Here is a 19,324-nt window from a genome sequence, read left to right as displayed (position 1 = left end):
TCCGGCAAAGAAATCCGTCAAAAAAACGTCTATTCCGGCTTCTTCTTATACGAAATAGTGCCTGTTGCCTGATAAGTAGGCATCAAAAGTACCTCCGCAATCTGAATATGTGCAGGAGCCGACGCGGCAAAATAAACCGTTTCTGCAATGTCATCTCCCGTCAACGGACGAATCCCTTTATAAAAATTATCGGCAGCTTCCTTATCTCCCCGATAACGCACCACTGTAAAGTTTGTCTCCACCATTCCCGGTTTGACATTCGTCACTCTCAATGGAGTATCCACCAGATCAATCCGGAGTCCGTCCGAAAGAGCCTTCACGGCAGCTTTCGTTGCGCAATACACACTTCCGCCCGGATAAGCGGCATCCCCCGCAATAGATCCTATATTAATAATATGTCCGCGTTCCACCATACCGGGCACCACCAAACGCGTCATAGCCAACAGTCCCCTTATATTCGTATCGATCATGATATCCCATTCATCCAGGCTACCCTCGAATTCCTTATCCACACCGATCACCAGTCCGGCGTTGTTCACCAACACATCAATCGCCTTCCATTCTTCGGGTAATGATTCCAAAGAGGCGGCAGCCAATTTCCGGTCGCGCACATCAAAAGGCAATATATAAACCTGGACACCATACGCCCCTTCCAGTTCAGCTTTCAGTTCTTCCAGTTTCGATACGGTACGGGCATTCAGAATCAGATTCCATCCCTCCCTCGCAAATTTACGGGCACAACCCTCACCAATTCCGCTACTGGCGCCAGTTATAAAAACAATCTTAGCTTCCATTATGTTTTGATTTACAATATTCGAAAACAAAAGTACGCCTTAACCTTCAAAGGTTAGCTACGAAAGTCAGTTAAATAAGATTAAACCATAAAAGAAAAAAAGAATTATAAAACGTAGCAAAAAATTTCAGTTTTCACGAACAACCTTTCCATAAAAATGTTATATTTGTTGTATCATAATCATTTTAAACATTATACATTATGAAAGGATTGAATGTTTTAGCAGCTTTTCTGGGTGGTGCAGCCGTAGGTGCAGCCCTTGGTATTTTATTTGCTCCTGAAAAGGGAGAAGATACCCGTCATAAAATCGCAGAGATTCTTCGTAAAAAAGGAATCAAGCTTAATCGCAGTGAAATGGAAACTCTCGTTGACGAGATCGCTGCCGAGATGAAGGGAGAAATAGCAGAATAAGTGAGTAACCAAAGACTAAAAACAGAGCGACCATGTTTGCAGACGATAAAAGTATTGAGAATTTTCAGCAGTTGTTTTTCGAGTTCAAGAAATATCTGGAGCTTCAAAAAGAATATACCAAATTAGAATTGACGGAGAAGTTAACCATACTTTTTTCCACGTTAATTATGATATTAGTACTTATTATCCTTGGCATGGTTGCCCTGTTTTATCTGCTTTTTGCTCTTGCTTATATATTGGAGCCTTTAGTGGGCGGTCTGATGTCGAGTTTCGCCATCATAGCAGGCATCAATGTTGTTCTCATCGCCCTGGTTATTATTTTCCGCAAGCAGCTCATCATTTCTCCGATGGTGAACTTCCTCGCTAATTTATTTTTAACTGATTCAAATAAATAAATTATGAATGCGCAGACCCCGCAGAAATTTACATTAGAAGAGATTGCCGAACGTAAAAAGAAGCTTTTAAATGAGATCCATGCCCAAAAAAAAGCCATGACAGCTACTACACGCGAAATATTTGCCCCACTTGCTCCGGCAACCAACAAGGCGGATGCACTCATGCGTTCGTTCAATACCGGTATGGCTGTATTTGATGGCGTAGTGATGGGAATCAAGATTATGCGGAAGATACGGGCGTATTTTAGAAATTTGAGATAAAAACCATTTAGTCAATCGCTTGATTGGATATTTTCAAATCGTCTATGATTTGTTGCAACACATCTTTTAACTTCGGCAAATCATGTTTTATCACGTCATAAACAATTTCAGCATCTAAATCAAAATAATGATGTGCGATTATATCCCTCATTCCCATTACACCTTTCCAATCCATCTCTGGATAGAAAGATAATAACTTTTTATCTGTTAATTTATCAACACCTTTCACTCCTTCACCGATGGCTATTAATAACATACAAGTACTCTCTAGTCTTTCCATTCCGGATGGAGTCAATAAATAAAAAGAAGGGGAAGTAATAGTTTCCGAGTTCGCTAATATCCTTTCCACCGTTTGGAAAATTTTCTTTAGCAATGATTCTATTATCTGACTTTTACACATAAATTCCATCTTTATTGATACACCCTCTCAATAATTCATCCATATTATTTCGCAACCGAACCAGATCAACAGGGCATTTCAATAGTTTTTCCAATTCTTCTTTAATATGAACTAAAGTAAAGATAGAAGGTCTATCAATTTCAACACAAATATCGACATCACTACCCTCATGTTGTTCACCACGAGCAACGGAGCCAAATATCCCCATGCGAGAAATACCATATTTAGCAGCATTCTTGCGCATATACTCACGAAGCAAAGATAAGTATTCTACAGTAGTCAACATAATAAATTGCTTTTATCTATATTACAAAGAAATGCATTTTCTTTCAAAAACACAATAGATAATCAATAAAAAATATTCTAATTCTTTCTATTATACAAAACTAGAAATCTGAATATTATCTTTAATCAATAAGCATGGTATTAAAAAAACAATATATCAACGATCTTCACAGACAGTTGATATATTTAGAATACATATCAGCATTTTGCCAATATGAGGGGACAGATCAGGAATATACCGCTGTATTTTTCCCAACCTGCAGAATGTAGGGGATTCATGTGTGTAGCATGAAGTTAGGGACCTACATATTTCGTTATATTATAGGCTAATAATCTTCAGAAGTTTATTTTTAGAAAGTGGCTAGTTGATCAACACAAATCAACGATCAATTTCATTTAATTGCCATTATCCTTTCAATAATGCCAATACAAACTGTGGTACTTTCCATGCCATCTTCTCTAATTTAGTCAGAGTAGGCCATAGACCGTGAGAGGAATACACTCTAATGTCCTCTCCCCACATTTTCTTACGCTTAGCACTATCAGTAGAAAGCCCTCCCATACGCATACGTACAACATACTCTTTCAAATAAGTAACAGAAAGTCCGCCCGTCATCAGATAACGCACCAGCAGTTCACTATCCGCAGCAATCTTATAACTTTCGTTATAAAGACCTAGTCTCATCATTACCTCGCGGCGAATATAACAAGTAGGATGTAATGGAAGCCAGCCATGACGTACCTTCCACAAACGATAATCACCGCCAATCCAGTTACGTACTACCTTGTCAGTATTATCGGGATTCACAAAAAGTCCGTCACCATACAGAAAATCCGCTCGAGTAGTCTTCATGTGTTCCACAATGCGGCTTATGACCCCATTATCATAAAAGAAATCATCCGAATGTAGCAATCCGATTACATCACCTGTAGCCACACGAATTCCCTTATTGATGGCTTCATACATACCATGATCAGGCTCACTGATAATAGTTGATATACGATCTTCATATTCTCTAATAATCTCTAACGAACCATCTGTACTCGCCCCATCTACAACAATAAACTCTATGTTATTATAGTCCTGCGCCAAGACACTCTCTATAGCACCACGAATCGTCGCCACACGATTAAAGCATGACGTTATTATAGATACTTTCATAAGATTCTATTTTGAACTCGCTAATTATTGTCATCTCGGAAACCACTCCTGCAGTTTCTTCTCAATCAGTTTCTGTGCGTTTCCTTTCTCTATTTGCTTAAACTCAAAAGTTTTTGCCTGTTCCATTTTTGCAGCAAGCTCCCTTTCGTCAAATACCCCTAGCACACATCCCAAAGTATCCAATTTCCTAATTAATTGAAATTGGTCATGGATATGCTCTACCTTGTCATATCTTGGTATCACAACTATTCTTTTCCTCAATTCCATCGCTTCCGATATTGCTCCCCAGCCACCTTGAAGTATTAATATATCAGCTCTAGAAATATAACCCTTCATCTGCTCCTTTGTACAAAATTTAAAAGCTTTCGCATGTTTGTAGGGATAATCTGTATACCCAGTTTGTACTATCACCTCTTCCTTAGTTATAGCTGCCCATTCATCCACGGCTTTTGCCATACGATTGAAGGCTATGTTCATTGTACCTAAACTAGCAAAAATCATAAAACACCACAACAAATTGAATTAGGAAATAATTGCCGCATCTCTTCCCATTGGACCAAAAATAGATCACTATACCGTTCTATCCATACGGGAGTTTTAGAAGCATGTGTCACATCAGCAGCCGAATTAACAAATATTACTTTTGTCCCCAATAGTTTTTTTGCGAAAAAAACCGTAGGTACAGTCACACCAGCTCCTGTAGTAATGATTACATCTGGGCGTTTCACCAGCACCCAGAATATTGCTTGCAAACAGTTCACTATCAGTGTCCATTTCTTTGCTGGTTGAAAATTCACTAAAAATACATGTTCCTTGTCTGCCATAAAAGCTTTAGTTGATGTCGTTTTTAAGGTAAGCCAATAGCAATCCCATTGCTCGGGAATAGCACCGATAGCCAATTGTAGCTCACGTAAATGCCCGCCTGCCGAACAAGCTAAACAGATTTTAGGAGATTTATGCAACATAAGAGCCACCATAATAATGATTATTCACCATAAATATTTCTTTCTTTTATAAATCTTGCAGGATTACCTGCATAAATGCCAAAATCAGTAGTATTTTTGGTAAGTACTGCGCCAGCACCAACAACCGAATATCGACAAAGATGTAATCCTGGCAGAATTATGGCTCTTGCTCCAATAAACACATCATTGTCAATAACCACATCACCTACAACCAAAGGTAATTTATTATCAGATAAGTCATGGGATCCATTACAGATATAAGCATACTGTGCTATGGTTACTCTTTCTTTTATAATAACAGGTCCCAAATTATATATTTCGCTTCGAGTCGCTATACAAGACCTATCTCCTACGGTTAAAAGCCATGGGGCATATATACGGGCAGTAGGTGCAATAAAAGGATGACCACTAATATGTGCACCAAACAGTTTCAATAGAAATATATGCCACCGATAAAAAGGTTTTGGCAACCACCTTACAAAAAGTGTCCAAACCACTTCCCATATACGAATCATGATTGCTTCTTTCTTTGGCCATGGGCTAGAATACGCATCACGTTGGTTCTTATTTTTACGATAAAGCTCACTCACCACCTAATACTTTTTTAAAAATACTCATATACATATCAGACACTCTACTCACACTAAAACCTGCAGACTTTTTAATTGCTTTCGCTGACATTTCTGAATACATTTTTTCATCTGATAATAAGCGCATTAAACAATTAGCTAACAATTCATCACATCGTACATCAGTATGATCAAAGACCAATCCGTTCTCATTATCCACTATAAAGTCCTTAAAACAATCTAAATTCGAAACAATAGGAACCAATCCTAAGCCCATTGCCTCAAGAGGGGCTACACCGAATGTCTCACCTAATCCAGCTATAGAAGGATAGCAAAAAATATCACCTTTACGTATTTCTTTTGCCAACAAACTAGGTGAGAAAATAGGTTCCACCCATGTTATCCTGTATCCTCTTACTAAAGATTCTAAATAATCTACATAGTCTTCACCACTACCTCCGTCTTCTATTTTCGTTGCACCAATTATCCGTAATCCAACAGATATCCCCACCTCATGGAGTCTTGTCACTGCTTTTACTAATATATCCAATCCCTTTTCTTTATGTACTCTGCCAGAATAAACCACTTCCGGACTATCTGAAAGAGTTTTTACCATGTGTTCATTACAGAATATATGAGTATCAATCGGATTGGGTATGACACAAGCCCTAGATTTCATACTCGGACTCTGTTCTATTAATGCATTGTAAACTGCAGTTGACACACATGCCAAACTACTCATAGCAAAATACGCCCCCATCTGTTTCTTCGGAAATCGTGCCACATTATATAAAGCCCTACGATACTTCCATTTAAATAATAGACAAAGAATAGGGCTCCATATTGAATTAAGCACAAGCATATCACATTTAGGCATTTTACTTAATGCCTTTATTGAAAAAACAAAATCCAGAACAAAGTCCTTTACCCAAGATCCAGTTCTTTCATAGCCATGCAGAAGAAGATTATCATCCATAGAACTCTCTTTTAGTGGTTTCTTAGATATAAAGATGACTTGATGTCCCTTATTTCTCATATCTGTACCGATAGAGTACCATAATTTTTCCACTGCTCCAATAGCATATGGGGGTAGACAGCCAAAAGGCCCTGTTATTATATTTACTTTCATGTCAGCTCAATGATATTATGCAGCATCAAGCCGACTGATTATATAAAATAAGAGATAAGGGTTCCCCCCCCCCCCCGCTAACATTTATTAACACTTTTTTCTTTATAAACTTTGCTGGATTTCCTCCAACCACAGTCCATGGTTCAACATCTTTAATCACCACTGCACGAGCAGCACATACAGCTCCCTGACCTACCGTGACCCCTTGAATAACAAAGGCTTCAGCACATACCCATGCCTGTTCTTCAATTACAATCGGAGCATCAATTTGATGATGATGTGGGTCCATAATATTATGCCCTGCAGTACAAAGAAAAGCCCGTTGACTTACCGTAGCATTACGCCCTATATGAATGGGCGCTGCATTATAACAGTCTACCCCATCGGCCAAACAAGCATAATCATCCATTATTAGCAGCCACGGTTGAAATACCCGAGCAGTAGCATACACAACAGCAGTAGACGCGATCTTAGCCCCAAAAGCACGAAGTAGCATACGTTTCCATCCCATCGCCATAGAGCGAGGAAATGGACGGGCAAAACAAGTCCAAACTACGCCCCATACTAAACGACGTAATTTATTACTCTTTGAATATGGAGTTTTAAACTCCATCAAATCTTTTGTCATATTATTGAGTTATACAATTCTACTATTTGCTTTGCAACAATATCACTTGCAAAGCGCTCCTTTACCAATTGACGACCTCGCAGGCCCATCAGTCTACGCTTCTCAATAGGAGTATGGACAAAATCAATTATGGCATAAGTTAATTCATCCACAGTTCTATCTATCCACCATCCACAGTTATACTTCTCAATCATCGACCAAGGGGCTCCCTTCGTAGTAATTACAGGTGTTCCACAGAGATACGATTCTGCTATCACAATGCCAAAATTCTCATTAAGAGTAGGAAGTACAAACACATCCGAAGAACAATAAGCATCCCACTTATCATCTCCGAACAATCCGCCTACAACATCTACCATATCTGATATATTTAATCGGATAGCCATTTCATTCAACTCTACTACAGTATAATCAGATTCAATACCTGCTATCACTATCTTCCACCCATTAAGTTGTTGCTTTATTTTAGCTACAGCTTCCATCAAAATGTCAATACCTTTATTCTTACGATAAAGTGCCAGGAAAAGTATTTGTTTCCGCTCTTCCCACGATTCTTTGCAACCAATACCATCAACGATTACCCCATTGGGGACAACAGCTACATTTGAATTATATCCCAATGCTAAAAGATTCTCTTTCTCTTTCTCTGCTGTTGCTACAAGTACATCACTTATCTTGATGCTGTGTTTCTGATATAGTAATAATGCAGGCAGTTTCTTTATCCAATAATTCTTCTTGATATCCCAAGGTTCAAGCATGCCATGCGGTGAAAGAGCAACCGGATACCCTTTCGCTTTAGCCCAAAACACAGTCCATGAACATTGTAACATCCAGCAACCATTAACATGTACTACATCAGGCTTTAAATTATCAAGCAAAGCGCAGAACTCATGCTTCATCTTTAGTGGATGCTTAATGCTGCTCTCTATATAATGCACTTTGCAATTAGTTAGTTGCAATTCATTATCACAGAGATGACATACAATATGCAACTCCACTAACTGTCCCAAATTATGTGATAATAACTGTAAATATGCACTTACCCCCCCACCTGATTTTCCAATAGAAGGAATATAGTGTACTACTTTCATAAACTTTCGATTATAAATTCTGCATAAAATAATGTGCCACAGCCTTACATGAAATATGATCTTTGCTCCACGCGATTCGCTCATTTACAGTTTTCCTTATCCAATCACGATTAGCAATACAAGTATCTATCACATTATTCAAACTTGAGGAGCTTTCCAAATTAAATACAATTCCTTGCTGTCTATCTTTTAGTAAATATGAAGCCCCGCAATGATTACTAGTAACCACATATAATCCCATTGTCAGCGCCTCGTTTACCACAGCCCCCCAGCCATCATGCTTAGAAGGTAAAACTAAGACATCATACTGTTGCATAATCTCTGAAATCCTATTCATAGGCTGCATACCATAAAGAATAACTTTCGCCTTAGCTTCTTTATTCATCGTTTCTATCAATGTACGTTTCTCACCATCACCCACTAAGCCTAGCTCCAGTTCGCTCTTCTGGCTTAATATACTAAACATTGCCACAACATTCTTTCTGTCCGAAAAACTACCAACATAAAGGACCTTAAGCTTTTCAGTTATAGGTACAGGCAAAGTCCGCTCTTTCCATTCCGTACAATATATAAAAGGCAATACTTTCCATCGTTTACTCCAAAATCTATAATAATTCACAAACTCATCTCCCATCACCAATAGATAGTTGAAATGTTTTACATATTTCCAATCCTTCAACGCAAACCTTAGGCTGTGTTGCCATAAAGGATAATGATAAAGTAAAGGAGGTTCTGTGATCACTCCACGTTTAAAAGGATAATTTAGTGAAAGTTTCATCCAAGACACAACCTCTGCAAAAGCATTAATACCTGAAAAGAAGCAATAGGTATCCTCACCTTTACATGACTCATATAACTTTTTCACCTGATCAACAGAAGAAGCAATAATAAACTCAACATTACTTACTTTAAGCAGGTTAGAAGCTTTCCATCCCATCAGCTTTCGATCATCGTAATCCACACGAGGAGCTATCACCACTACCCTATCAACATCTGTAAAAACTGACAGTTCTTCGATAAAAGGTATCTGATGCGGACTAATACAATTTTGGAAAAAAAATAAGTTCATTTCAATACAAGATTTTGCAAATAAAAAAGATCATAACAAATAAGCTATTAACACATGAACATCAACTGAATGAAGATAGAATGATATTAAATATTTTAAATAGATTCAACCCATCACAATCAATACAAAAGAACAATACACTGTAAACAAAAGTATCCAAAGAAAACATTTTCATGATTCAAAATTTAATTTGTACTTCTTCACCATATCCGGATAACATATTATATGAGAAATTAGAAGCCAAAATACAAAACCTATATAATAACCGACAGTTAATAAATACCCCTCAAAACAAGAATGCAAACACAGAAAAAGTAAAGAAATAACAAACAATTGTAACCTTCGATCATGTCTAATATATTTAAAAACTCGAGTTACTTTCTTTAGAATGAATAACATTATTATTGCACCTAGGGCACCTAATTGAAATAATATAGACAACCATCCGCTACCACTCTCCAATCGACCTTTATGAAGTACGCCTCTATACCAAGCCGTTGCAAATCCACTTCCAATAAGAGGAGATTCATTTAATTTTTCAAACCCCTCTCCAAAATGGGCAGAGCGAGAACCATATTTTTCACCTTTTCCCCCTTCAAACTTATTTTGTATTTGAGTTGAATGCTCAAGATATACAGGAATCGATATTGTTGCAAGAAATCCTATAACCAACAAATACAATATTATTTTTTTAACATTTCTTGCATTGTATACAATGTATAACACCATAGTTATCACGGATGCAAAAAGAGCAGTACGAGATGCAGCAACAACAGTGACATAAATAGACAGTAACAAAATAGACAACACAATACATCTGAAACATTTATTTTGTAACTGAAATAGACACCACAACAAAATAACATTAGCTAATCCTGCAATAGGAGCTAACCACATAGGATGATAATAAATAGCCGAAAAAGAGAGGTCAATATGTACCCCCTCCTGTGCAAAGGCATTTATGCCTTTTAGATAGCAATACATAGCTATCATTGATACAACAGGAAAAAATAATAAAATTACAGATAAAATTTTGCGTTCAAATAAGAAGACTTTTTTAGATACATAAAATGGTGCACAAATAAGCATCATCCCAGTAAACATAAGAATGCGATAATCGATATATAAATTTGAAAATACAGAAATATAGCAGGCTAAAAGAAATAAGATATTTAGTTTTGAATATTTAATGGTAAAGGTTCCATATCTAATTTTGTAAAATGCCACATACCCAAATGCAATGAGTAATGTATATATACCAGGAAAAATAATTGAATTTGAACAAATAAGAAAAAAAGCCATTAAGGAAGGAAAACAATATTCCTTAATATCACGATTAATTATTACCAAGCTAAGACCCAACATATAATAATAAAATTTACTAGAAATTATGCATTCCTATATGGCTATAATACCCAATGTTCTACAAACACACATTTTCACCCTTCAATAGAACTGGCTGGAATTTTAGAATATTAGCACAATATTCTTTATAATCATTATCTGAAACAGCAGAAATTCTAGCAGAAATCTCTGAAAGCGATGTCACGGTAATACCAATATTCTTCATCTCTACCAATTTCGCCATCGCCGAATCCTTCCATACTATTAATGGTAATCCAGCTAACACATATAACGAAAATTTATGAGGTGCAATAATTTTAAGATAACTCCCCCATGTACCAGAGCAGGTTTCTGTGGAATCTCCGTCCCAAACAAGTCCCCAACTCCCTTCTAAGTGACCAATTATATCAGGCTTAAAAACTCCTTTATACTCATATTTATTCTTCATAGCATTATTTGAGGAACAAGAACCATATACTATAAGATCTAAATCTTTATTCTCAAAAACAAAATCACTAAAAAACACGCTCTTATCTATATTACCTGCGAAACAAACCTGCTTACTTAACTGACGTGCTTCTTTATCTGGGACTGCAATATAAGGGAAACAACCTAAATAATGATATTTAATACCCGGTCTCAATCGCTGCTCAAAATAAGTTTGCATTTCAGGTGTATGCACAATTATTTCATCAAAATTTGACAAAACCTTATTCTCAAAGCCCGATAGCTCCCCTTTTTCTCTTACAGAATTAATATCATGCAACAATGTTATCAGATATTTTTTTTTCAAGAAAGGAAGAATAAAATAAAGCATTTTAGGATTTAAACTTGGATACTGAATCAACAATGTTGCACCATTAGGTAAATTGATAGCAAGACGAATCATTTTTAGGAATAAAACAACAATAAAAAGTAGCTTATTCTTATACCCTCTCAAAATGATAGGATATTCTTCATAACCATTTTGTAAAGCAATTTTATGTATATCTTGAGGAGCCTTAACACTTGCTCCACCACCTATTAAAGATTTACTAAGTTTATCATTTGTTATAGTTTTAATAATAAGTATGTATTTCTTCATTTTATAAACCTTGTGATTTAACTATTTCAAAAACCCTTTTCACAATAGGAGCCATATCATAATATTTGTATTCAGCCAATCGACCTCCAAAGATGATATCTTTTTCGTGAGCTGCTAATGCACGATATTTATCGGCTAAATCATTATTTAGAGTATCATTTACTGGATAATAGGGCTCCATACCAGGTTTCCATTCTGTAGAATACTCTTTGCTAACTACAGTTTTCGGACAATCCAAAAGTTGCTGACCAAACATCTCAAAATGTTTATGCTCAATGATACGAGTATAGGGTACTCCTCGGTCAGTATAATTCACTACAGCATTACCTTGATAGTTGGCAGTATCATAGATCTCTGTTTCAAAAGATACGGTGCGATATTGCAAACGCCCCAAACGATAACCATAGAACTCATCTATCGCACCTGTATAAACAATCTTATCGGCAAGAGCTGTCAGTTCTTCACGATTCTCCCCAAAATCACAATTCAGACGACACTCTACACCATTCAATAGACCAGCAATCAGTTTATTATAGCCACCGATTGGAATTCCTTGATATTTGTCATTAAAATAGTTATTATCGAATACCATACGTACCGGCAATCTACGAATGATAAAAGCAGGCAATTCTGTACAAGATCGTCCCCATTGTTTTTCAGTATATCCCTTGATGAGTATTTCATAAATATCTTTTCCAATAAGAAGCTGCGCCTGTTCTTCCAAATTTTCAGGTTCACGACCATTAAGAGCAACTTTTGCTTCCGTCCGCTGTTCCTCCAATTTAGCTTCAGCTTCAAGAGGAGTTGTCACGCCCCACATCTGATAGAAGGTATTCATATTAAAGGGAAGATTATAAAGTTTGCCTTTATAATTAGCCACCGGTGAATTGGTATATCGGTTAAACTCCACTATAGAGTTGACAAAATCCCACACTTCTTTGTTTGAAGTATGAAAGATATGCGCTCCATATTGGTGAACATTTATTCCTTCTATATTTTCACAATAAAGATTGCCACCCAGCTGTGGACGCTTATCAATGACCAAACATTTCTTACCTTGTCGTTTAGCCATACAGGCAAAAGTGGATCCAAAAAGTCCGGAACCCACTATCAAATAATCATACTGTTTCATATATGTAAATATCTTGTTTTTATACCAGCTTCAACAAGTGCGGATGATATTCTTGAAATATCCTCTGCTGTCGGAGTCGTAAATGTTGAGAAGCAACGTTTCAATCGTTGATATTTTGCGTGTCCCAACGTATGATAGCTCAATAATTCTATAGAGTTTACAGAATAGTTCTTTAATTGTTCGACAAGCCAAGATAGCCAATCGATATTATCTAGCAGTTCTGCAAATACAACCAATCGGTAAGTTGCATTAGATAATTTTATAGTAGGGAAAAAAGTATAATAAGGAGATTGAAATTTCAAATCAACAATCCATTCATCCACCCACTGGAACATTTCTGCAAGAGGGGGGACAGAAAGTGCGGTTTCCACTGCTATATTATATTCTTCCTCTTTCAAGCTTCTTATCAATGCACAGAGACTTTCACCTTGTAACAAAGGCTCACCTCCGGAGAAGGTGACCCTCCGATACCCACTCGCTTCAATTTTGGCTTTAAGTTGATCCAAAGCAAACCATTCGCCCACAGATTCCCTCGCACCAAAAGGACAAGTGTTTTCCAAATTAAAAACATCATTACAACTACCACAATATTTACTCCCCTTAAAAACTGCACATCTTTCTTCATTGTAAAAAGTTTCAGGTTTGCTGGATTGAGTCTCCGGATTGCAGCACCAAGGACACTTAAGAGGACACCCTTTAAAAAACACAGTTGTACGTAAACCGCTTCCATCATCTAAAGTCATTCTTTGAACAGCTGTTACCAATAATTGCCGTTCAGCACTCATACGCCTCTGCCCGATTTATTAGGTTTACTTTATATTCATCCGGAAGTTCATTAAAATATGCGCTAAATCCCCATACACGAACAACTAAGTTAGGATACTTTTCCGGATGATTTCGTGCATCAATTAATGTATTTTTGTCCAACACATTCAACTGAAGTTCGTATAATCCACGCTGCACACTGTCATTCAACAGTTCGCTCAATTTATCCACATGCCTATTAAAAGCCGCAGGTATAATAAAGTCCACCACATTTCCATTGATACGACAACCCTCATAATTCATCAAAGACGCAAAGTTGATAACCTCCACAATATCAATATTTTTCCCAACCGGCGATATATGCGTAGAGAGAGGTTCACCCGAACGACGCCCATCCATAGACGCTTCTATATCAAATGCTTGAGAAATATAGTTGGGTGAGCTAAACCCCACTTTTGCCCGCCTTCCATTGATGCGAATATTCGAAACAACTGATTCAATTTTATCACTCACCCGATTAGTTAATCGCAAAACACTGTCATCAACTTTCCCAAACTTGAGAGGTTGCGACTGAAGCAAGCCCCTAAGATCCGCCGCGTTTTCAAAATTATGCTCTATCACGTCCTTGCACTCTTTAAGAGTAAGTAACTTTTGCTTAAACACCAGTTCCTTTATATTAAGCAAAGCATTGATGGTATTAGGCAAACCGACCACTAACATTCCATGATAAGCATACTTCGCTCCTCCCTTACTGATATCCTTTCCCGACTTCGTGGCATCCGAAAACAACAATGTAAACAAAGGAGAACAATCCATTACCAAGTCGTGAGCGCAACTTCTGATATTCTCTTCCAGACATTGTTCAAACAACCGCATAAAGGCTTCAAAGTCCGCTGTATAAGAAGACGCCATCATTATAGCATTATTGACAGCTTTCAAAGGAGAAATACTGTTAAGATTATTATTCTGGTCAAAACTCTTCCCTAGGATTAGCGGCTCCCAACAGGCGCTAGTCCCTAAGTTGTAACAATCTTCCGGAGCATAGCCAAACCTCTCCATCAGAGGTATCACCTTATCCTCATTCAAAATCAGAGGTGACCCATTCCCTTTGAGTAAACACCGGGCAGTAGCGTCATAGACAGACTTTGATGTATGATTATTTACTCTTAAAATCAGTTTTGGATCAGGAATGGAAAGTGTGGCGAATATTCCCAGAAAAAGGTGAGTCAACTCATTCTCCACATTCCGACCTTCTTTATCGAAACCTCCCAAAAGGATATATTGTCCGGTATCTCCATAAAGTGTAGCGCTTTTTTGATGCGTCTGCGATCCGATAAGAGCAATCATCTCCCGAAGAATGACTTCAGCTTTTTCTCTCGTAAGCCGCCCCTCTTCAATATCTTTCTTATAGTAAGGGAACAGAGCCATATCCAATCGCCCCAGGCCATTATGCCCATGCTCCATTTGCCAAAGCATCGCATGAAAAAACAGAATTTTCTGTAGTGCTCCCTCGAAAGAATCAGAAGGATACAAGACACGCCTACAAAGGCGTGTCACCTCCATAAAACGCACTACGCAAGATTGCTTTTCAGTCACTCTGTCAACTAAGATTTTCAACGCTCGCACCACTCTATTTTCTCCCATTGCAGCAAAGTCTGTCGCAAGCACCTCTTCATAAGCCGGAGTAATGCTTAAAATGTTCATAGCGTGCGTGGGGAAAAAGCGGTGAAGCGTCTTGGAATATGGATAAAAGAAATAATTGTTTTCATCGATTTCAATCTTACGGCATATCTTTTCCAACTGTTCAAGATAGGCTGTCTCTTCATCCTTAGCGTGCGAATACACCCACTTTTGACACTGAAAATCCTTTAAACCTCCAAGTATCATGTCCATTTTACCTTCAGCACGATGGCTCTTCACACATCTGACCAAAGTAACAAGCCGCATGGGCATTACTTTTTTTATCGTATTTTTCATCTCTCTATGAATTTATATTGCCGTTTACGTTGCAACTCTCTGATGGCGCACCTCACCTTTTCCGGCAGTTTCTTTCCCCAACGCATTGCAAAAGTTTCTCTTTCTTTAGGCACATGCCTGTATGGAGATGGAAGAGCGCTCAATTCATCCTCACGCGTTTCCACTTCCTCCATCATTTGTTGTACAGAAACATCGATCTTACGCATTGTTTCATCTTGCTTCCATAATTCATGCAATATATTACCATATCGATTCAGAATATCCATCTTATCGAGTCCTTCCCGTTGAGTTCCAAAAGCGAAATGAGCAATCAGCGCATCACCATTAAAGCAGTTAGCTTTGCCTAGTTGAGTTGGCTTGATACAACTCAAAAACTCTTCATCATCTCCAGGCACTTCGCCCTTGAATTCAGCCATTTCACCACCAAACCATAAAATACAGTTGATTGAAAAACGCCCCATTGCCATAGGATGTTTACCAACATATAACTCTTGATACTTACCAGTAGTAAGATACTTCTCCATGAACCAATTGTGCAAATCCGCTGCAAACCAACCGTCCAAACTAATAGTCCTCTCCATACAGATACTCATATAATACTTATCCAACTTGATTTTATTATGCACCTGTAAAAGATAAGTAGACAAAGCGTTATTGATTACGAGCGGTGATACTAAAAAATACTCTGGATTATCCACACGAAACTTTACCATCTTCTCGAATAATTCCGGTTCAAACCATACCACATCATCATCAAGTTTCATATAAATAGTATCTTTGTCACAACAATCACGATAAAATGCATTAATGCTCGCAATACCATTAACGACTCCGTCCGGTTGCCACACCAAATTAACTTTCGGATATTTCTTCGCAAGCTTTTTAAAGAACTCAATATCCACCATATTGTGAGTATTAACCCATATATCATACCGATCTACAATATCAGCATTCAAAATGGGAGGAACCAAATATTGCATATAACGGCGGCGACCTGCAGCCGTATTCACTACAACTTTATAATTTTGATACATATCATCTGAATTTTAGGATTAAATTACGTAAGAGACACATCAAAAGTACACTCACAGGAGTGGAGAACCGTATCAGCATCTTTCTCCTGCCTAGATACTTCTTGAATTCAGTCTTGAAACCAAGTGTTTCGATTTCTCTCAAAAGTATGCGTATATATTGTAATCTTTGCTTTATGCCACGGCTGCTATCAACCGCATGAAGCATGTTATTATAATATTCAAGAATTGTATATTGAGTCAGTTCATCACTTTGAGGAAGTAAGTCACTTCGCCTCTTCAATTCACGTGCCACTTCGACAATCACTCTAGGCTCGGTATATTTTCCACCTAAATGTTCTCCCGGATGATGCACATAATTATAAGCAATCTGGTCAATCACTCCTACAGATTTTGCTCTGCCCAGACAATCAAGAGCAAAGAGGCAATCCTCAAAATAGTGGAGATTTGTTGACAACCGGGAATTCCGGTTGTCAACAAAATTAAAAAATTTGTTGACAACCGGAAACATCAGATAGTTCCGTTTCATATCCAAATATAACTGCGCCAACGATTCGGCATTGTCACACCGACATTGTTTCAACACATGTCCACCGCTGCCGTCGATAGGATAATCTTTATAACCAAATACATATACATCTGAAGGATTTTGACGATGCAATCTCAACACTTCTTTATAAAGACCGGGATCAAGAAAATCATCCGAGTCTATAAAAGTAAAGTATTCACCTTGAACATGTTCAATACCATAATTACGCGCATTGCCTACTCCTCCGTTGGGAATATGAAAGGCATGAATCCAACTATACTTCGATGCATATTCATCACATATTGCCCCCGATGCATCTTTGCTACCGTCATCCACCAACAGCAATTCTATTTCATCACCCATATCTTGGGCTATGACACTATCAATACAACGATGCAAATAAGGTTCTACGTTGTATACAGGAATAATAACTGAAAGAAACATATTTAATTAAAGTGAACGATGTTTTATCCCTTTACCGGCTAGTACAGGAATGTATTTATTGATTAGTGGTATCATTATCAAACAGCAGGAAAATACAAAAATAAACTGAACTAACTTACCGATAGCAAACGACGGTATCAATGGACGCAAAAAATAATCAGCTAATGATATAAATATACCCTGAACAGACATAATTATCAATGTATTTCTACCTATATATATCAATACATTTCCTAATTTAGGCATTCTTTTCATAGAAAAAACCGAGAACGAAGCTACGCCGACAATAGCACTGAAACAAGCAAGAACCATCCCTATCTCAAAATAGTTTAAAATTTCCTGACTATGTTTTAACGCATCAGTTCTCACATATACATAAGTCAAAACACACCCCAACAAACCCAACAAACAATATTTCCACAAAGACATCCAATTGCTATTCATCAAAAACCTTTCAACAATAGCATATTTTCTCAATGAATTTCCTATTAGATAGAACAAAAGACACATTGGAATTTGAATAAGCCTATATGTTAAAGGGAATTCCCAAAAACGAAAGCAAGCAGCTAAGACCACGCATAGCAATATGACAAATATTTTTACCCCCCCCCTTAAAGCGAGCCACGTTATACCCTAGAACTTCTACTATAAATAATATTGGAAGAAACCAAAGTGCGCCGGGAAGCAATGTCTTCAGTTCATAATATCTCCCTTCACAAATATATTCCGGAGAAACTACAAGACTAACCACCGTATATAGAACACAAGGAACGAGAAGTGTCCAAACCCTACTTACAGCAAACGGTAACAATTGAGGATGCTTCGCTATATTGAAGCAGTATCCCGATAGCATGAAAAAAAGAGGCATGTGAAATGCATATATCCATGGACGGATATATAGTTGATTCCCAATCATGTGACCAACTACCACAAGGATAATACCTATCCCTTTTAAAATATCAAGTGAATCTATACGCATAATAAAAATACAAATTATTTCAAAGTTCCTCTAGTTTTGCCGCCTCTCAAATGTAATCTGAAAAGTATGTTTTTGATTATTTCTTTCATATACTGCACAGCATACGCCATTGATGAGGAAGGCATCCAACGCCAACTACCGGCACAGCAATGTATTGCAACGGCTTTCTCTGTTATAAGCTCCATATTACTTGCAAACAAACTTGACGAATAAATTTTTAATCCACTCTTCAAATCCTGTTCTTCATCCTTAAATTTGAAACCATAATCAATCGCAATATTTGCAAAAATAAAAGGAGAAATAATTTTATTATTCAATGAACCATCCGGCAATATAAAATGCTTATCATGATAATAGTTCATACAATCCCTCATAAAAGGATGTCCTTTTTCCGCACCAAGAATAGCCGCCTGAATCTGAATTCCGTCTATATATTGAATATCTTTTCTTTTGTTACCTTCCGCATCAACCGACCCTTCAGCATAAATTTTCTCCACTAAGTCCGGATAACACTCTACCGCACTAAATGCCCTGTTAGCAAGACAAAAGTCTAAACTATTCCTGACAAAAACATCTGAATCCATATATATTCCCCCTTCCGTATAAAGTACATATACACGAATATAATCACAAGCAAATGCCCATTTTCGCATCTTACATGCTTCTGCTACAAAAGGGATGGAATAAATATCAAAATTGTGTGTATCCCATTTCTTTATTTTATAATCAGGAAGCTTTCTCTTCCAACTTTTAATGCAACGTTTGAGCTCTGCAGGCATCGGGTCGTTACTCAACCAACAATAATGTATTATTTTAGGTATCATATTAGAATGTTAAAAAATGGCTAGTCCTCTCAAACAGTCAATGTGTTCAATTCTCGA

The 19,324-nt window shown here is 37.4% G+C and carries 24 protein-coding genes; 3 read left to right on the top strand and 21 right to left on the bottom strand.

Annotated features, from left to right (window positions below; translation table 11 throughout):
• Window positions 1-29: 29 nt before the first annotated feature.
• Window positions 30-794, bottom strand: coding sequence for an SDR family oxidoreductase (locus tag DXA54_RS19290; RefSeq protein WP_120080431.1), 765 nt, complete (start codon window positions 792-794; stop codon window positions 30-32).
• 200 nt (window positions 795-994) lie between these two features.
• On the opposite strand from DXA54_RS19290, the gene DXA54_RS19285 reads away from it, so the two are divergent.
• From DXA54_RS19285 to DXA54_RS19275, 3 genes are read left to right on the top strand one after another with little or no spacing between them, the layout of a single operon-like run.
• Complete coding sequence (locus DXA54_RS19285) at window positions 995-1,204, top strand: YtxH domain-containing protein (protein WP_004297513.1); 210 nt, start codon at window positions 995-997, stop codon at window positions 1,202-1,204.
• Between the two features lie 32 nt (window positions 1,205-1,236).
• Window positions 1,237-1,599: a phage holin family protein gene (locus tag DXA54_RS19280; RefSeq protein ID WP_004297511.1), complete on the top strand. Its 363-nt coding sequence runs from the start codon at window positions 1,237-1,239 to the stop codon at window positions 1,597-1,599.
• Between the two features lie 3 nt (window positions 1,600-1,602).
• Complete coding sequence (locus DXA54_RS19275; protein WP_004297510.1) at window positions 1,603-1,860, top strand: hypothetical protein; 258 nt, start codon at window positions 1,603-1,605, stop codon at window positions 1,858-1,860.
• Window positions 1,861-1,867: 7 nt separating this feature from the next.
• On the opposite strand, the gene DXA54_RS19270 is transcribed toward DXA54_RS19275, so the two are convergent.
• The 20 genes from DXA54_RS19270 to DXA54_RS19175 form a co-directional block, all read right to left on the bottom strand.
• The gene (locus DXA54_RS19270; RefSeq protein WP_008644079.1) at window positions 1,868-2,260 is read right to left on the bottom strand and encodes a DUF86 domain-containing protein; all 393 of its coding nucleotides are present in this window, start codon (window positions 2,258-2,260) and stop codon (window positions 1,868-1,870) included.
• Window positions 2,253-2,546 (bottom strand): nucleotidyltransferase family protein, encoded by a 294-nt coding sequence (locus tag DXA54_RS19265; protein WP_004311443.1) that lies wholly within the window; start codon window positions 2,544-2,546, stop codon window positions 2,253-2,255. Before DXA54_RS19265 ends, DXA54_RS19270 begins: the two co-directional genes overlap by 8 nt.
• A gap of 405 nt (window positions 2,547-2,951) precedes the next feature.
• The gene (locus DXA54_RS19260; RefSeq protein ID WP_008651635.1) at window positions 2,952-3,707 is read right to left on the bottom strand and encodes a glycosyltransferase family 2 protein; all 756 of its coding nucleotides are present in this window, start codon (window positions 3,705-3,707) and stop codon (window positions 2,952-2,954) included.
• Window positions 3,708-3,737: 30 nt separating this feature from the next.
• Window positions 3,738-4,163 carry a glycosyltransferase gene (locus DXA54_RS19255; RefSeq protein ID WP_229096967.1) on the bottom strand — a complete coding sequence of 142 codons (426 nt, stop codon included), beginning with the start codon at window positions 4,161-4,163 and terminating at the stop codon, window positions 3,738-3,740.
• A gap of 41 nt (window positions 4,164-4,204) precedes the next feature.
• Entirely contained in the window at window positions 4,205-4,684 is a 480-nt protein-coding gene (locus tag DXA54_RS19250) for a hypothetical protein (RefSeq protein ID WP_004313228.1), read from the bottom strand.
• A gap of 8 nt (window positions 4,685-4,692) precedes the next feature.
• Window positions 4,693-5,262: a DapH/DapD/GlmU-related protein gene (locus DXA54_RS19245; protein WP_230297196.1), complete on the bottom strand. Its 570-nt coding sequence runs from the start codon at window positions 5,260-5,262 to the stop codon at window positions 4,693-4,695.
• Entirely contained in the window at window positions 5,255-6,370 is a 1,116-nt protein-coding gene (locus DXA54_RS19240) for a glycosyltransferase family 4 protein (protein ID WP_074708516.1), read from the bottom strand. The genes DXA54_RS19245 and DXA54_RS19240 overlap by 8 nt, the downstream gene beginning before the upstream one ends.
• Window positions 6,371-6,395: 25 nt before the next feature.
• Window positions 6,396-6,983, bottom strand: a complete 588-nt coding sequence (locus DXA54_RS19235) for a putative colanic acid biosynthesis acetyltransferase (protein WP_120080447.1) — start codon at window positions 6,981-6,983, stop codon at window positions 6,396-6,398.
• A gap of 11 nt (window positions 6,984-6,994) precedes the next feature.
• Window positions 6,995-8,089 (bottom strand): glycosyltransferase, encoded by a 1,095-nt coding sequence (locus DXA54_RS19230; protein ID WP_074708514.1) that lies wholly within the window; start codon window positions 8,087-8,089, stop codon window positions 6,995-6,997.
• Between the two features lie 10 nt (window positions 8,090-8,099).
• Window positions 8,100-9,158: a glycosyltransferase family 4 protein gene (locus DXA54_RS19225; protein ID WP_120080429.1), complete on the bottom strand. Its 1,059-nt coding sequence runs from the start codon at window positions 9,156-9,158 to the stop codon at window positions 8,100-8,102.
• Between the two features lie 171 nt (window positions 9,159-9,329).
• Complete coding sequence (locus DXA54_RS19220; RefSeq protein WP_074708511.1) at window positions 9,330-10,523, bottom strand: O-antigen ligase family protein; 1,194 nt, start codon at window positions 10,521-10,523, stop codon at window positions 9,330-9,332.
• 58 nt (window positions 10,524-10,581) lie between these two features.
• Window positions 10,582-11,586 carry a galactofuranosyltransferase gene (locus DXA54_RS19215; protein ID WP_074708508.1) on the bottom strand — a complete coding sequence of 335 codons (1,005 nt, stop codon included), beginning with the start codon at window positions 11,584-11,586 and terminating at the stop codon, window positions 10,582-10,584.
• Between the two features lies 1 nt (window position 11,587).
• Complete coding sequence (gene glf, locus DXA54_RS19210) at window positions 11,588-12,718, bottom strand: UDP-galactopyranose mutase (protein ID WP_120080427.1); 1,131 nt, start codon at window positions 12,716-12,718, stop codon at window positions 11,588-11,590.
• Window positions 12,715-13,503, bottom strand: a complete 789-nt coding sequence (locus tag DXA54_RS19205; protein WP_120080425.1) for a 4Fe-4S cluster-binding domain-containing protein — start codon at window positions 13,501-13,503, stop codon at window positions 12,715-12,717. Before DXA54_RS19205 ends, glf begins: the two co-directional genes overlap by 4 nt.
• Complete coding sequence (locus tag DXA54_RS19200) at window positions 13,493-15,460, bottom strand: pyruvate formate lyase family protein (protein ID WP_120080423.1); 1,968 nt, start codon at window positions 15,458-15,460, stop codon at window positions 13,493-13,495. The genes DXA54_RS19205 and DXA54_RS19200 overlap by 11 nt, the downstream gene beginning before the upstream one ends.
• On the bottom strand, window positions 15,457-16,494 hold the full coding sequence (locus DXA54_RS19195) for a hypothetical protein (protein ID WP_120080421.1): 1,038 nt from the start codon (window positions 16,492-16,494) through the stop codon (window positions 15,457-15,459). Before DXA54_RS19195 ends, DXA54_RS19200 begins: the two co-directional genes overlap by 4 nt.
• Window position 16,495: 1 nt before the next feature.
• Window positions 16,496-17,464, bottom strand: a complete 969-nt coding sequence (locus DXA54_RS19190; protein WP_120080419.1) for a glycosyltransferase family 2 protein — start codon at window positions 17,462-17,464, stop codon at window positions 16,496-16,498.
• 6 nt (window positions 17,465-17,470) lie between these two features.
• Window positions 17,471-17,908 carry a hypothetical protein gene (locus DXA54_RS19185; RefSeq protein WP_233476925.1) on the bottom strand — a complete coding sequence of 146 codons (438 nt, stop codon included), beginning with the start codon at window positions 17,906-17,908 and terminating at the stop codon, window positions 17,471-17,473.
• A gap of 82 nt (window positions 17,909-17,990) precedes the next feature.
• Entirely contained in the window at window positions 17,991-18,380 is a 390-nt protein-coding gene (locus tag DXA54_RS19180) for an acyltransferase family protein (protein WP_229096975.1), read from the bottom strand.
• Between the two features lie 77 nt (window positions 18,381-18,457).
• Window positions 18,458-19,267 (bottom strand): glycosyltransferase family 32 protein, encoded by an 810-nt coding sequence (locus DXA54_RS19175; protein ID WP_032849305.1) that lies wholly within the window; start codon window positions 19,265-19,267, stop codon window positions 18,458-18,460.
• Window positions 19,268-19,324 lie beyond the last annotated feature (57 nt).

The organism is Bacteroides sp. OF03-11BH (genome assembly GCF_003604005.1).
Lineage (GTDB): Bacteria > Bacteroidota > Bacteroidia > Bacteroidales > Bacteroidaceae > Bacteroides > Bacteroides ovatus.
Note: the sequence above shows the minus strand (reverse complement) of the source record. Positions and strands in the feature narration are given on the sequence as shown.